The sequence below is a fragment of the Georgenia sp. EYE_87 genome (genome assembly GCF_023148685.1).
Classification (GTDB): domain Bacteria; phylum Actinomycetota; class Actinomycetes; order Actinomycetales; family Actinomycetaceae; genus Georgenia.
The window spans coordinates 15116-27458 of record NZ_JAHXNL010000019.1; the positions used below are offsets into that span (position 1 = coordinate 15116).

Annotated in this window: 13 protein-coding genes; 7 read left to right on the plus strand and 6 right to left on the minus strand. The window is 75.1% G+C overall.

What is annotated here, in order from left to right; all coding sequences use genetic code 11:
• Positions 1 to 86: 86 nt before the first annotated feature.
• The gene (locus tag KZX45_RS18400; protein ID WP_248259210.1) at positions 87 to 1880 is read left to right on the plus strand and encodes an alkaline phosphatase D family protein; all 1794 of its coding nucleotides are present in this window, start codon (positions 87 to 89) and stop codon (positions 1878 to 1880) included.
• On the opposite strand, the gene KZX45_RS18405 is transcribed toward KZX45_RS18400, so the two are convergent.
• The 5 genes from KZX45_RS18405 to KZX45_RS18425 are packed head-to-tail and all read right to left on the minus strand — an operon-like array spanning position 1841 to position 8311.
• Entirely contained in the window at positions 1841 to 3706 is a 1866-nt protein-coding gene (locus KZX45_RS18405; protein WP_248259211.1) for a prolyl oligopeptidase family serine peptidase, read from the minus strand. The two genes, KZX45_RS18400 and KZX45_RS18405, sit on opposite strands and share 40 nt — an antisense overlap.
• Positions 3707 to 3764: 58 nt before the next feature.
• A complete protein-coding gene (locus tag KZX45_RS18410) occupies positions 3765 to 4601 on the minus strand; it encodes a slipin family protein (RefSeq protein ID WP_248259212.1) in 837 nt (278 codons plus the stop codon).
• A complete protein-coding gene (locus KZX45_RS18415) occupies positions 4598 to 6136 on the minus strand; it encodes a nodulation protein NfeD (protein ID WP_248259213.1) in 1539 nt (512 codons plus the stop codon). The genes KZX45_RS18410 and KZX45_RS18415 overlap by 4 nt, the downstream gene beginning before the upstream one ends.
• A gap of 25 nt (positions 6137 to 6161) precedes the next feature.
• Positions 6162 to 7871: an FAD-dependent oxidoreductase gene (locus tag KZX45_RS18420; RefSeq protein ID WP_248259258.1), complete on the minus strand. Its 1710-nt coding sequence runs from the start codon at positions 7869 to 7871 to the stop codon at positions 6162 to 6164.
• 44 nt (positions 7872 to 7915) lie between these two features.
• On the minus strand, positions 7916 to 8311 hold the full coding sequence (locus tag KZX45_RS18425) for a rhodanese-like domain-containing protein (protein WP_248259214.1): 396 nt from the start codon (positions 8309 to 8311) through the stop codon (positions 7916 to 7918).
• A 179-nt stretch (positions 8312 to 8490) separates the two neighbouring features.
• Here KZX45_RS18425 and trxA point away from each other — a divergent pair, with 179 nt between their 5' ends.
• The 6 genes from trxA (at position 8491) to KZX45_RS18455 (ending at position 11905) form a co-directional block, all read left to right on the plus strand.
• Positions 8491 to 8868 (plus strand): thioredoxin, encoded by a 378-nt coding sequence (gene trxA, locus KZX45_RS18430; protein ID WP_248259215.1) that lies wholly within the window; start codon positions 8491 to 8493, stop codon positions 8866 to 8868.
• 60 nt (positions 8869 to 8928) lie between these two features.
• The gene (locus KZX45_RS18435; protein ID WP_248259216.1) at positions 8929 to 9318 is read left to right on the plus strand and encodes a DUF302 domain-containing protein; all 390 of its coding nucleotides are present in this window, start codon (positions 8929 to 8931) and stop codon (positions 9316 to 9318) included.
• Between the two features lie 71 nt (positions 9319 to 9389).
• Positions 9390 to 9653, plus strand: coding sequence for a metal-sensitive transcriptional regulator (locus tag KZX45_RS18440; RefSeq protein WP_248259217.1), 264 nt, complete (start codon positions 9390 to 9392; stop codon positions 9651 to 9653).
• A gap of 105 nt (positions 9654 to 9758) precedes the next feature.
• On the plus strand, positions 9759 to 10082 hold the full coding sequence (locus KZX45_RS18445) for a hypothetical protein (RefSeq protein ID WP_248259218.1): 324 nt from the start codon (positions 9759 to 9761) through the stop codon (positions 10080 to 10082).
• Between the two features lie 60 nt (positions 10083 to 10142).
• The gene (locus KZX45_RS18450) at positions 10143 to 10832 is read left to right on the plus strand and encodes a response regulator transcription factor (RefSeq protein WP_248259219.1); all 690 of its coding nucleotides are present in this window, start codon (positions 10143 to 10145) and stop codon (positions 10830 to 10832) included.
• On the plus strand, positions 10829 to 11905 hold the full coding sequence (locus KZX45_RS18455; RefSeq protein ID WP_248259220.1) for a HAMP domain-containing sensor histidine kinase: 1077 nt from the start codon (positions 10829 to 10831) through the stop codon (positions 11903 to 11905). Before KZX45_RS18450 ends, KZX45_RS18455 begins: the two co-directional genes overlap by 4 nt.
• 13 nt (positions 11906 to 11918) lie before the next feature.
• On the opposite strand, the gene KZX45_RS18460 is transcribed toward KZX45_RS18455, so the two are convergent.
• The gene (locus KZX45_RS18460; protein WP_248259221.1) at positions 11919 to 12194 is read right to left on the minus strand and encodes a hypothetical protein; all 276 of its coding nucleotides are present in this window, start codon (positions 12192 to 12194) and stop codon (positions 11919 to 11921) included.
• Positions 12195 to 12343: the final 149 nt, after the last annotated feature.

Genomic DNA, 12343 nt, shown 5'->3' on the forward strand with positions numbered 1-12343 from the left:
GGCGTAGCCCCGGCCGCGAGCCCCGCCGGGGTCCGCCGTCACCCGATCGGCGGCGTGCGGCGGGGACGGGGACTACCGTTCGTGGCATGGGCACCGAAGCCCCCGCGCACCACCGTTCGCCGGCGGACGCGCCCCCGCGCCTGCTGCTCGGCCCCCTCCTCCGCCACGTCGACGAGACGAGCGCCACCGTGTGGGTCGAGACGGACCGGCCGTGCGCCGTCGAGCTCCGGGCCGACGACCGCAGCGTGGTCGAGCGCACCTGGTCGGTGCACGGCCACCACTACGCGCTCCTCGCCCTGACCGGGCTGCCCCCGGCGTCGGAGCTCCCCTACGAGGTGGCGGTGGACGGCCGCCGCGCGTGGCCCGAGCCGGGGAGCCCGTACCCGTCGAGCGTCATCCGCACCATCCGGCCCGACGAGTCCCTGCGGCTGGCGTTCGGCTCCTGCCGCCGGTGCGCCCCCGACAACCGCCGTGCCCGCCGTGCGTTCGGCGTCGACGCCCTCGCCGGGCTCGCCGAGCGCATGGCGCTCACGCCGCACGAGGAGTGGCCCGACGCCCTGTTCCTCGCCGGTGACCAGATCTACGCGGACGACCCCTCGCCGGAGCTCACGAAACGGTTGAAGGAGGCTCACGACGGCGGCTCCCGGGCTGTGCGGGCCGAGGTCCGGAACTTCGAGGAGTACACCTGGCTCTACCACGAGACGTGGTCCCCGCCCGCGGTGCGCTGGCTGCTGTCGACGGTGCCGAGCGCCATGATCCTCGACGACCACGACCTGCGTGACGACTGGAACTCCTCGCTGTCCTGGCGCGAGTGGGCCACCGCCCAGGAGTGGTGGCGCGGCCGCGTCACCGGCGCGTTCGCCTCGTACTGGGTCTACCAGCACCTCGGCAACCTCTCCCCGGGCGAGCTCGCCGAGGACGACATGTGGGCGACCGTGCGCTCGACCGCCGACGACGACGAACGCACCCGTGCGCTGGACGAGTTCGCCTACCGGACCGACGAGGAGCCGACGACGGCACGGTGGAGCTTCTTCCGCGACTTCGGCACGGACGAGCACCAGATCCGCCTTGTGGTGGTGGACTCGCGCTGCTCGCGCCGGCTCGAGCCGGACGACCGGGCGATGGTCGACGACGTCGAGTGGCAGTGGGTCCGCGACCACGTCCGCGTCGACAACCTCGAGCACCTCCTCATCGGCACCACGCTGCCGTTCCTCCTGCCGCCCGGGATCCATCACCTGCAGGGCTGGAACGAGGCCGTCACCTCCCGTCGCGCCTGGGGGCCGCTGGTGGCGCGGGCCGGGGAGTGGCTGCGCCGGCTCGTCGACCTCGAGCACTGGGCGGCCTTCCGCAACTCCTTCGAGCAGATGACCGACCTGCTGGTCGAGATCACCCAGGGCACGAACCCGCCGGCCAGCGTGCTGGTCCTCTCCGGCGACGTGCACTGCTCCTACACGGCGCGGGCGCGGCTGCCCGTCCCGCACCCGGCGACCGCCGTCCACCAGCTCACGCAGTCTCCGTTCCGCAATCCCATGGAGACCCCGCTGCGGGTCGCCTACACCACCATCGAGTGGAGCCCGCTCCAGCGGCTGTGGCACCGCATGGCCCGGTCGGCCGGCGTGGACGACGTGCGCATCGGGTGGGAGATCGACCACGGCCCGTGGTTCGTCAACGGCGTCATGACGCTCGTGGTCGTCGGGCGCGAGGCGCGGGTCGAGGTCGGCGAGGGGGACGTCCGCGACGGTCGCTCGTGGCTCACCCGGACCGTGAACATCCCGCTCACGGCGGCGCGCCCCACCGACCGCCCGCCGCGTCGCGCGGGCGCCCGGGCCTTCCGTCAGCCTCAGCCCGCCGGCAGGTGGCGGGCGACGAAGTCCAGCTGACGGCGCAGCTGGGAGACCTCCTCGTCGTCCACGACGGAGCCGTGGCCGGCGCCGTAGGTGTACAGCTCGACCGCGGTGTCGTGGTCCTCGCGGGCGTGCAGCGCACCGACGTAGGAGTCGATCTGCCCGAGCGGGCAGCGAGGGTCGTTGCGGCCGGCGGTGATCAGGACGGGCACGCGGACCCGGTCCACGTACGTCAGCGGGCTGGACTCGCGGTAGCGCCCGGGCACCTCCTCCGGGGACCCGCCGAAGAGCGACCGGTCGAACGCCTGCAGGTCCGGCATCTCCTCGTGGTAGGCGGCGACGTAGTCGGCCACCGGCACGTCCGCGAGGCCCAGCGCCCAGCGCTCCGGCTGGACGCCCAGACCGAGCAGGGTGAGGTACCCGCCCCACGACGCCCCGACGAGCACCGAGCGGGCCGGGTCGACGACGCCGCCGGCCACGAGGTGGTCGTGGACGGCCGCGACGTCCTCCAGCTCGGTCAGCCCCACCCGGCCCTCGAGCGCGTCGCGCCAGGCCGCGCCGTAGCCGGTGGACCCCCGATAGTTCACCGAGACGACGGCGAAGCCGTGGTCGACCCAGGCGGCCAGATACGGGGAGAACGAGTCGGAGCGGTGCCAGGCCGGACCGCCGTGGACGTCGACGATCGTCGGGTACGGGGCCGAGCCGGTCTCCGGCACGCGCAGCAACGCGTGCACCCGGCCGCCGGGGCCGTCGGCCCAGACGTCGCGGACGGGCACGGACGGCGCGGGCCGGTGCCCGCCGACGCTGATCACCTCCCGGCCGGTGGTGGCGGAGATGACCTGCCGCGGGCTGGCCGCGGAGGACCACCGCAGCCAGACGTCGCCGTCGGGCCGGGGCCCCGCCTCGGCCACCGAGCCGTCGGGCGGCCCGAGCGGGGTGGTGGTGCCGGTGGCGAGCACGTGCCGGTGGAGGCGGGTGCGGGCGTGATGGTCGACGGCGACGAGCAGGGTGCGTCCGTCCGGGTACCACCACGCCTCGGTCACCTCGCCGGCCAGCGGGTTCCCGGCGCGGTCGAGCAGCCGCACGTCGCGCACCACCGCCGTGCCCAGGTCCCAGATCGCCAGCTCGGACCGGCCTCGCCGTTCGTGCCCGATCAGGAGCCGCAGGTCCCCGTCGAGCGGGGCGAAGTCGATGGCGCTGAGCGCCCTGCCCGGCCCGTCGTCGAGGTCGGCGACGACCGCGCCGGTGTCCGTGCGGACCACCCGCAGCGCCGGATGGCGGTTGTCGCCGCGCTCGGAGTGCTCGATCGCCACGAGATTGCCGTCGTGGGACAGGGCGGCGGCGACGGCGTCGTTCGGGTGGCGGTAGAGCAGCACGGGCGTGTCGGTGCCGTACCCGGTGCCGCCGACCACCACCTGGTGCACGGTGGTGCCGCGGTCGTCGGTGCGGCCGACGACGGCGGTGCCGTCCCGCGCGAGGAGCAGCCCGGCGGGGTACGCGTCCGGCAGGGAGACGGGGTCCTGCACCCCCTGGCCGGGCGGGGAGCCGAACGGCTGACGGCGCCAGCGGCCGAACTCGTCGCCGTCGGTGTCGTCGAACCACCACACCCACGCCCCCCGGGGGTCGATCGCGCACGTCGTGGTGCCCTGTGCCCGGTCCGTGGCGGGCACGAGCCGGCCGGTGGAGGCCTCGAAGGAGTGGACCTGCAGCACGCCGCGGTCCGTCGCGACGACGACGGCGCGGTCCGGGGCGTCCTCCGCCCACTCGGGCAGCTCGACCTCCCGGGCGCGCAGGCGCAGCTCCCACTGCGGCGGCGGCCACGCGTGCGGGTCGGTGCGCGGGGCGGGTGAGGTGGTGCTCATGGTCGAAGCGTAGGGCGGGGGCGGGGCGGCGGTGCCCCCGCCGCCGCCGTCCCGGACCCTACGCCGCGGCCGGCGGCGCGATGTCCGGCGGGACGGTGCGCGGCGGCGCGGCGCCGGGCCCCGTCTCGGCGGCGGCCGGCGGACGCGCGGTGTCGAGCGTGCGCAGGAACTCCATCGGGATGGGGAAGGCGATCGTGGAGTTCTTCTCCGAGCCGAGCTCGAGCAGGGTGCCCAGGAGGCGGAGCTGCAGGGCGGCGGGGTGCGCCTCGAGGACGAGGGCGGCGTCGCCGAGGTTGGCGGCGGCCTCCTTCTCGCCGAGGGCGTGGATGACCTTGGCGCGCCGGTCGCGCTCGGACTCCGCCTGGCGCGCCATCGCGCGGCGCATGCCCTCGGGCAGGATCACGTCCTTGACCTCGACGATCGTCACCTTGACGCCCCACGGGTCGGTGACCGAGTCGATGACCTGCTGCAGCCGCTGGTTGACCTCGTCGCGCTTGGTGAGCAGGTCGTCCAGCGAGGTCTGGCCGAGGATCGAGCGCAGCGTGGTCTGGGCGATCTGCTGCGTCCCGAAGCGGTAGTCGTCGATGGAGAGCACGGACCGGATGGCGTCCACGACGTTGAAGTACGTCACCGCGTTGACGTGGACCGTGACGTTGTCCCTGGTGATGATGTCCTGCGGCGGGACGTCGTAGGTCTGGGTGCGCAGGTTGACCCGGATGAGACGGTCGACCACGGGGATGATGAAGATCAGTCCCGGCCCCTTGAGCGGCTGGATGCGGCCGAGCCGGAGGATGACGCCGCGCTCGTACTCGGGCAGCACGTGCACGGCGGCGAGGATGAGCGCCAGCACGACGAGCGCGGCGACGCCGAGGCCGATGAGGAGTCCGGTGCTCATGACGAGTCCTTCCGTGGTTCTGTCCCCCCGCTGACGGTGCTGCCCTCCACGGCAGCGGTGGTGGGCGCGTCGCCGGCCGGTCCGGCGACGACGGGCCCGTCCGACACGACGGGCGGGCCCGGTGTGACGGGCGCGTCGGCGACCAGCGCGGATCCGACGTCGTCCTCCGGGATCCGGGCGGCGCGCGAGGCGCCCAGCGCGGCCGCGGGGTCGACCAGCAGGGTGAGTCCGTCGAGGCCGACGACCCTGACCTCGCCGCCCGGCACGAGGGTGGGCCCGGTGCTGCGCACCGACCACCAGGACCCCTCCGTGAACGTGCGGCCGGCGGTGCCGTCGGCCTGGTCGACCAGGACGGTGCGGCCGGTGAGCAGGTCGGCACCGGTGGCCGTCGACGGCAGGTGCCGCGTGCGCACCACGACCCGCCCCGCGAGGATCGCCGCGACGGCCATCACGACCGCCAGCGGCACGGCCGCGGCGGGGTCGACGGAGATGCCCTCCGAGGAGTCGAACAGGAAGAACGCGGCGAGCACCAGCACGACGGCACCTCCGAACGCGAACCCGGCCACCCCGGGCGCGAACGCCTCGGCCGCGAAGAGCGCGACGGCGACCACCAGCAGCAGCACCCCGACGGCGTCGACCGGCAGGACCGAGAGGGAGAACAGGGCGAGGACCAGCGCCACCGCGCCGGTCGAGCCGGCCACCCCCACCCCCGGGGTGGTGAGCTCGTAGATGAGCCCCAACGTCCCCAGGGTGAGCAGGAGGAAGGTGAGGTTGGGGTCGGCGAGAACCTGCAGCACCCGCCGGAACAGGCCGAGGTCGTGCCGCTCGACGACGGCCCCGGCGGTGCGGACCGTGAGCTCCCGCTCGCCGGCCACCGTGACCACCAGGCCGTCGGCCACCTCCAGCGCGCCCGCCAGGTCGATGGCGCGCCCGTCGGCCACCCCGAGCGCGAGCGCCTCCTCGAGGGTCGCGCTCCGCCCGTCGCGCACGATGTCCTCGGCGAACTCCGCGTCCCGGCCCCGGAGGTTCGCCAGGGCGACCGCCTGGGCGGCGGCGTCGTTGACGATCTTGTCCGAGACCTCCTCCCCCTCCAGGCCCACCGGCGTCGCGGCGCCGATGGTGGTCCCCGGCGCCATGACGAGCACGTGGGAGGCGAGGGAGATGATCGCGCCCGCCGAGCCGGCGCGGGCCCCGGCGGGGGAGACGTGGACGACCACCGGCACCTCGCTCGCCAGGATGTCGCCGACGATGTCGCGCATCGCCGTGACGAGCCCGCCGGGCGTGTCGAGCTCGACGACGTACGCGGCGTGGCCCCCGTCGCGCGCCCGCCGGAGGCCGTCGGAGACGTGGTCGGCGACGACGGGGGTGATCGGGGTCGCGAGGGTCGTCACCAACACCCGGGGAGCGTCGTCGGGCCTCGGGGCGCCCGAGGCCGGTCCGACCAGCGCGACCGCCGAGACCACGCCGGCCAGAACCGCGAGGAGGCCCAGCAGGCCGGCCAGCAGCCGGCTCGCGGCGGCGCGACGTGCTGTCATCGTCCTCACGTCCTCGCCACCCATGCTAGGCCTGCGCGGCGACGTCCTCCAGCAGCTCGGGGTGCGCCGCGACGAGGGTCAGCCAGCCGCCGGAGAGGTTGCGGGCGTCGAGCCCCACGCCGCGCAGGATCCGCGTGGCCAGGTAGGAGCGGACGCCCGAGGCGCAGTGCACGCTGACCGGCCTGCCGCCGGCGGCGTCGCGCACCTCGTCCAGGCGGTCGCGCAGCTCGGTGTGCGGGACGTTCAGGGCGCCGTCGAGGTGTCCGCCCGCGAACTCCCCGCGCGAGCGCACGTCGAGGACCAGGCTGCCCGCGCGGACCTCCGCCAGGTCCCACGCCTGCCACTGGGGCATGGTGCCGTCGAGGACGTTCTGCGCCACGAAGCCCAGCATGTTCACCGGATCCTTCGCGGAGCCGAAGGGCGGCGCGTACGCGAGCTCCAGCTCGGCGAGGTCGTCCGCCCCCATCCCGGCCCGCAGGGCGGTCGCGAGGACGTCGATGCGCTTGTCCACCCCGGCGCGGCCCACGGCCTGCGCGCCGAGCAGCGCCCCGTCCGGGGCGAAGCTGGCGACGATGTGGACCTGCTCGGCCCCCGGGTAGTAGCCCGCGTGGTGGCCCGGGTGGACGTGCACGACCTCGTGGTCGATCCCCGCCCGACGCAGCGTGGCCTGGTTGGCGCCGGTGACGGCGGCCGTCAGGCCGAACACGCGCACGATGGCGGTGCCCAGCACCGGGGCCTGCGGCGTGGTGCGCCGCCCGCAGATGGAGTCCGCCGCGCGGCGTCCCTGACGGTTCGCCGGCCCGGCGAGCGGCACGGGGCCGGTGGCCCCGGTGACGGCCTGGACGACCTCGACGGCGTCACCCACCGCCCAGATGTGCGGGTCCGAGGTGCGCTGGTCGCCGTCGACGCGGATGGCGCCGGAGGCGCCGAGGTCCAGCCCCGCCTCGCGGGCCAGCGCGGAGGCGGGCCGCACGCCGACGTTGACCACCACGAGGTCGGCGGTCACCTCGGTGCCGTCCGAGAGGGTGACGACGACGGGACCCGCCGGGCGGACCGTCTCCTCCCCGTAGTCCGCGGCCTCCGCGGCCGGGCGGATCCTCTCGGCCCCGACCCCGAGGTGGAGCCGGACGCCGTGGGAGGTGAGCTCCTCCGCGAGCAGCGGGGCGAGCTCGTCGTCGAGGGGTGGCAGCACGTGGTCGGCGAGCTCGACGACGTGGACGGTGAGGCCCCGGGCGGCCAGCGCCTCGACGGCCTCGAGCCCGATGAACCCGGCCCCGACGACGACGGCGGTCGGCGGCTCGCCGGCCCGCTCGCCGTCGTCCCGGCTCGCGAGGAGCCCGTCCACGGTGGCGCGCAGCGCGTCGACGTCGGGCACCACCCGCAGCGCGTGCACGGCGGGGTGGTCGAGGCCCTCGACCGGCGGGCGCACCGCGGTGGCTCCGGGGGCGAGCAGCAGCGCGTCGTACGGCTGGCGGTACGTGCGCTCCGCGGTCCGGACGGTGACCTCCCGCGCGCCCCGGTCGATCCCGGTGACCCGGTGCCCGGTGCGCACGTCGAGGTTCAGGGTCGACGCCAGGGTGGCGGGGGTGTGCAGGAGCAGGGCGTCGCGCCGGTCGATCTCGCCGGAGAGGTGGTACGGCAGGCCGCAGTTGGCGAAGGAGACGAAGTCCCCCTGCTCGAGCACCACGATGTCGGCGTGCTCGTCGAGCCGCCGGGCGCGGGCCGCGGCGCTCATGCCGCCGGCCACGCCGCCCACGACGACGATGCGCCGGGAGGCGGTCACCGGCGCACCGCCCCGCCCGCGCGCTGCCAGGCGCCGATGCCGCCGGAGACGCTCGTGGCGTCGAAGCCGAGCGCGCGCAGCTGCTTCGCCCCCGTGCGCGAGCGCATGCCCGAGGCGCACATGACGACGACGGGCCGGTCCTTCGACAGGCGACGCGCGCCCTTCTCGACGTCGGCGAGCGGGATGTGCACGGCCTGCGGCGCGTGGCCGGACCGCCACTCGGCCTTCTCGCGCACGTCGACGAGGCTCGCACCCTCGCGGACGAGCTCCACGGCGCGCGTCGCGGTCACGGTGGAGCCCAGACGCCCGTCGGACGAGCCTGCGAAGAGGGCTCTGAGCCGGTCGAGCAGGGAGGGGGACGCGGAGGGCGGCGGGGTGGGGGATGAGGTCATGGGAGTTCCTTTCGTCGTCGTCTCAATACCCATGGGGGTATCAATATTCCCGGACGTGCGCGGCCGTCCGCCGGGACCACGGTCCCGCCTCACCCGGCGCCGGGCGAGCGGTGGGAATACGCTGGGCCCTGTGGTGTTATACCCCCCAGGGTATGAAACCGAGACCACCGAGGAGAATCATGTCCACCATCCACCTCACCGAGGACAGCTTCGAGCGCGTCGTCACCCGGCCGGGCATCGTCCTGGTCGACTTCTGGGCCGCCTGGTGCGGTCCCTGCCGCATGTTCGCCCCGGTCTTCGAGAAGGCGTCCGAGCGGCACCCCGACGTCGTCTTCGCCAAGGTCGACACCGAGGCCGAGCGCTCTCTCGCCGCGGCGGCCGGCATCACGTCCATCCCGACGCTCATGGCGTTCCGGGACGGCATCCTCGTCTTCTCGCAGCCCGGCGCGCTGCCGGCCGCCGCGCTGGAGCAGGTCGTCACCGCCGTCCGCGAGCTCGACATGGACGAGGTGCGCTCGCAGCTCTCGTCCCGCCAGCCGGCGTCCTCGGACGCCTGACCCCGCCACCCCGTGACCGGTGCGGCGGCAGACGGCCGCTCGCCCGACGAAAGGAAGCTCATGACCTACGGAATCTCCGTCACCCTGGACCAGCCGTTCGACGACGCGGTCGCAGCGGTCCGCGAGGCGCTCGCCGAGCAGGGCTTCGGCGTCCTCACCGAGATCGACATGGCCGCCACCCTCAAGAAGAAGCTCGACGTGGACATCGCCCCGCAGGTGATCCTCGGCGCGTGCAACCCGCCGCTCGCCCACCGCGCCCTGCAGGCCGAGGAGTCGATCGGCCTGCTGCTGCCGTGCAACGTCGTCGTCCGGGGAGGCGACGGCGCCGTCGTGGTCGAGGCGCTGGACCCCCAGGTGATGGTCGGCGTGACCGGCAACGACGCGCTCACCGCCGTCGCGGACGACGCGGCCGCCCGCCTGCGCGCCGCGCTCGCGGGGCTGACGCCGTGAGCGCCGCGCCGCACGATCGCCCCGAGTACCCGGCCGGGTATCCTGGGGAGCAGCGACACGGAGGAGGCGGCATGGAGCTCGACCCGGCGGACATGGGCAAGGTCATCAACCGCCTCAAGCGCGCGCAGGGGCAGCTCGCGGGCGTCCTGCGCATGCTGGAGGAGGGCAAGGACTGCGCCGACGTCGTCACCCAGCTATCCGCCGTGAGCAAGGCGCTGGACCGTGCCGGGTTCGCGATCATCGCCTCCGGCATGCGGCAGTGCCTGGTCGAGTCCGACGGCGAGGAGACCCTCGACGTCAAGAAGCTCGAGAAGCTGTTCCTCTCGCTCGCCTGATCCAGCCTTCACACGATCTTCACCGAGCCGCTCGCACGGGCGACACGCGCCCGCGCGACGCTGGTACCAGCCGGGAGGACCCGGGGACCGACGAAGGTGATGATGATGAGGACGGCAGTGCGACGGTCGCTGGTGGCCGTGGGTCTCGCGGCGGTGATCGGGGTGCCGGGGGTGGCCTTCGCGACCACCGAGGTGACGCCGGACCCCGAGCCCACCGTCCAGCAGGACGGGCCGCCCCCGTGGGCGCCCGAAGAGTGCCAGGAGATGTGGGACTCGGAGGAGATGCAGGCCCTCCGTGAGGAGCACCGGACCGAGATGCAGGAGCACCGCGACGGCACGGGCGCCGGCGGCACGCACCGCCACGGTCTCGGCCCCGGTGCGGGCCACGGCCCGATGGCGGGCCACATGTGGGATGGTGCCTCCAGCTGAACGGATGGCCGGCCGGGTCGCCCGCAGGGCGGCCCGGCAACCTGCGTGTGAGGGGCTGAGATGGCACGGCGGATCCTCGTGGTCGACGACGAGGCGGGCATCCGGCGCGTGCTCCGCGGGTACCTCGAGGCCGACGGCCTCGAGGTGACCGAGGCCGCGAGCGGGGAGGCCGCCGTGGCGCAGGTGCGCGCCGGGTCGCCCGACCTCGTCCTGCTCGACGTCATGCTGCCCGACGTCGACGGCATCGAGGTCCTGCGCCGGATCCGCACCTTCTCCGACGTCTACGTCGTCCTCGTCACCGCCCGCGCCGAGGAGACGGACAAGCTCGTCGGCCTCGCCGTCGGCGCCGACGACTACGTGACCAAGCCCTTCAGCCCCCGTGAGGTGGCCGCCCGCGTCAAGGCGGTGCTGCGCCGCGGCCGCACCCCGGGGGCTCAGTCCGACCGGATCGTGCTGGACGGCCTCACGGTGGACCTGGCCGGCCGGGAGGTCGACGTAGGCGGCCGGCGCGTCGCGCTCTCGGCGCTCGAGTTCGACCTGCTGGCGTCGCTCGCCGGGTCCCCGGGCCGCGTCTTCTCCCGGCGCCAGCTCCTCGAACGCGTCTGGGGCTACGACTTCTACGGCGACGAGCGCGTGGTCGACGTCCACGTCCGCAACCTGCGCAAGCACCTCGGCGACGACGCCGCGGCGCCGCGCATCGTCGGCACCGTGCGCGGCGTCGGGTACAAGTGTCTGCTGGAGCCCCGGTGAACCGACTCTGGGTGCGGCTGCTGCTCAGCCACGCCGTCGTCGCGGTGGTCGCGGGCCTGACCGCCTACCTCGTCGTCCGGGTCGTGGCCCCCCAGCTCTACGACCACGAGGCGCGGATGATGGCCGGGCACGGGATGCTCGCGGGCCGGGGCATGCGGGCCGTCGCCGTCGCCGCCATGAACAACGCGCTGCTGATCGGCGTCCTCGCGGGGGTCGCGGCCGCACTCGTCGCCGGGGCGTACGGCGCCCGCCGCATCATGCTCCCGCTGGAGGCGGTCAGCAGCGCCACCCACCAGCTGGCCGCCGGGCGCTACGACCAGCGGGTGGCGCTGCCGCGCGAACGCGAGCTCGCGGCGGTCGCCGAGGACGTCAACACGCTGGCCGAGCGGCTGGCCGAGACCGAGGCGCGGCGCGTGCGGCTGATCGGCGAGGTCGCGCACGAGATGCGCACCCCCCTGACGGTCCTCGACGGGTACGTGGAGGGTCTGGTGGACGGGGTCTTCGCCCCGGGGCCGCAGGTTCTCGACGAGATGTCCGCGGAGGTGCGCCGGCTCCGCAGGCTCGCCGAGGACCTCAGCGCGCTGTCCCGCGCGGAGGAGGGCCGGCTCGACCTCCGGCCGGTCGAGACCGACCTCGCCCGCGTGGCCGCCGCGGCCGCCGAACGGCTGCGCCCGCAGGTGGAGGACGCCGGCGTGGAGCTGGCCGTGGAGGCGGGGCCCCCGGTCCCGCTCCGGGGCGATCCCGACCGGCTCGCCCAGGTGGTGACCAACCTCGTGGGCAACGCGCTGGCCGCGACGCCTGCCGGCGGGCGGATCGTGGTGCGGGCCGCGCACCGTGACGGCCAGGCGCAGGTCGAGGTGGCCGACACCGGCGTCGGGCTCGCGGAGGCGGACCTCGACCGCGTCTTCGAACGCTTCTACCGGGTGGGCCCGCGCGCGGGCTCGGGCATCGGCCTGACCATCTCCCGCAAGATCGCGGAGGCGCACGGTGGCACGCTCGCCGCGGCCTCCGCCGGCCCCGGGCGCGGCGCGACCTTCACGCTCCGGGTGCCCGCCGGGGCGCCCGGCGCCTGACCGCGGCGCCCGCTCAGGCGGGAGCGCGGCGGCCCGCGGCGTCGAGCGCCCGGCGCGCCACCGCCGTCGGGTCGCCGACCGTGGGGGTGAGCCCGTCGAAGTCGCCGCGGAGCCCTTTCAGGGCGGTGCGCTCGGCGTCGATCTCGCGCCGGGTCCGCACGTTCAGCCGGCGGAGCACGGCGAGCGGCGGGCACCACCCCTGCACGGCGTGCTGGAGCAGGAACGCCGGCACGGCGGCGGAGAGCGCGAACCACCCCCGGGAGCGGGTGGCTCCGAGCAGCAGGCTCACGAGCGTCAGGGCCGCCGCGTTCGCCTCGAGCGTCCGCTCGACGTCCCACTCCTTGTCGAGCTCCTGGAGGCGCCGCGGACGCGGTCGAGCTCTTCCACGGTGTTCCTCCTCGAAGCGGGGCGGGCGTTACGGGAAAGCCGGTGCTGCCA

Coding starts and splice junctions, on each gene's coding strand:
- KZX45_RS18400 (WP_248259210.1), top strand. CDS start 87: ATGGGCACCGAAGCCCCCGCGCACCACCGTTCGCCGGCGGACGCGCCC.
- KZX45_RS18405 (WP_248259211.1), bottom strand. CDS start 3,706: ATGAGCACCACCTCACCCGCCCCGCGCACCGACCCGCACGCGTGGCCG.
- KZX45_RS18410 (WP_248259212.1), bottom strand. CDS start 4,601: ATGAGCACCGGACTCCTCATCGGCCTCGGCGTCGCCGCGCTCGTCGTG.
- KZX45_RS18415 (WP_248259213.1), bottom strand. CDS start 6,136: ATGACAGCACGTCGCGCCGCCGCGAGCCGGCTGCTGGCCGGCCTGCTG.
- KZX45_RS18420 (WP_248259258.1), bottom strand. CDS start 7,871: ATGAGCGCCGCGGCCCGCGCCCGGCGGCTCGACGAGCACGCCGACATC.
- KZX45_RS18425 (WP_248259214.1), bottom strand. CDS start 8,311: ATGACCTCATCCCCCACCCCGCCGCCCTCCGCGTCCCCCTCCCTGCTC.
- trxA (WP_248259215.1), top strand. CDS start 8,491: ATGTCCACCATCCACCTCACCGAGGACAGCTTCGAGCGCGTCGTCACC.
- KZX45_RS18435 (WP_248259216.1), top strand. CDS start 8,929: ATGACCTACGGAATCTCCGTCACCCTGGACCAGCCGTTCGACGACGCG.
- KZX45_RS18440 (WP_248259217.1), top strand. CDS start 9,390: ATGGAGCTCGACCCGGCGGACATGGGCAAGGTCATCAACCGCCTCAAG.
- KZX45_RS18445 (WP_248259218.1), top strand. CDS start 9,759: ATGAGGACGGCAGTGCGACGGTCGCTGGTGGCCGTGGGTCTCGCGGCG.
- KZX45_RS18450 (WP_248259219.1), top strand. CDS start 10,143: ATGGCACGGCGGATCCTCGTGGTCGACGACGAGGCGGGCATCCGGCGC.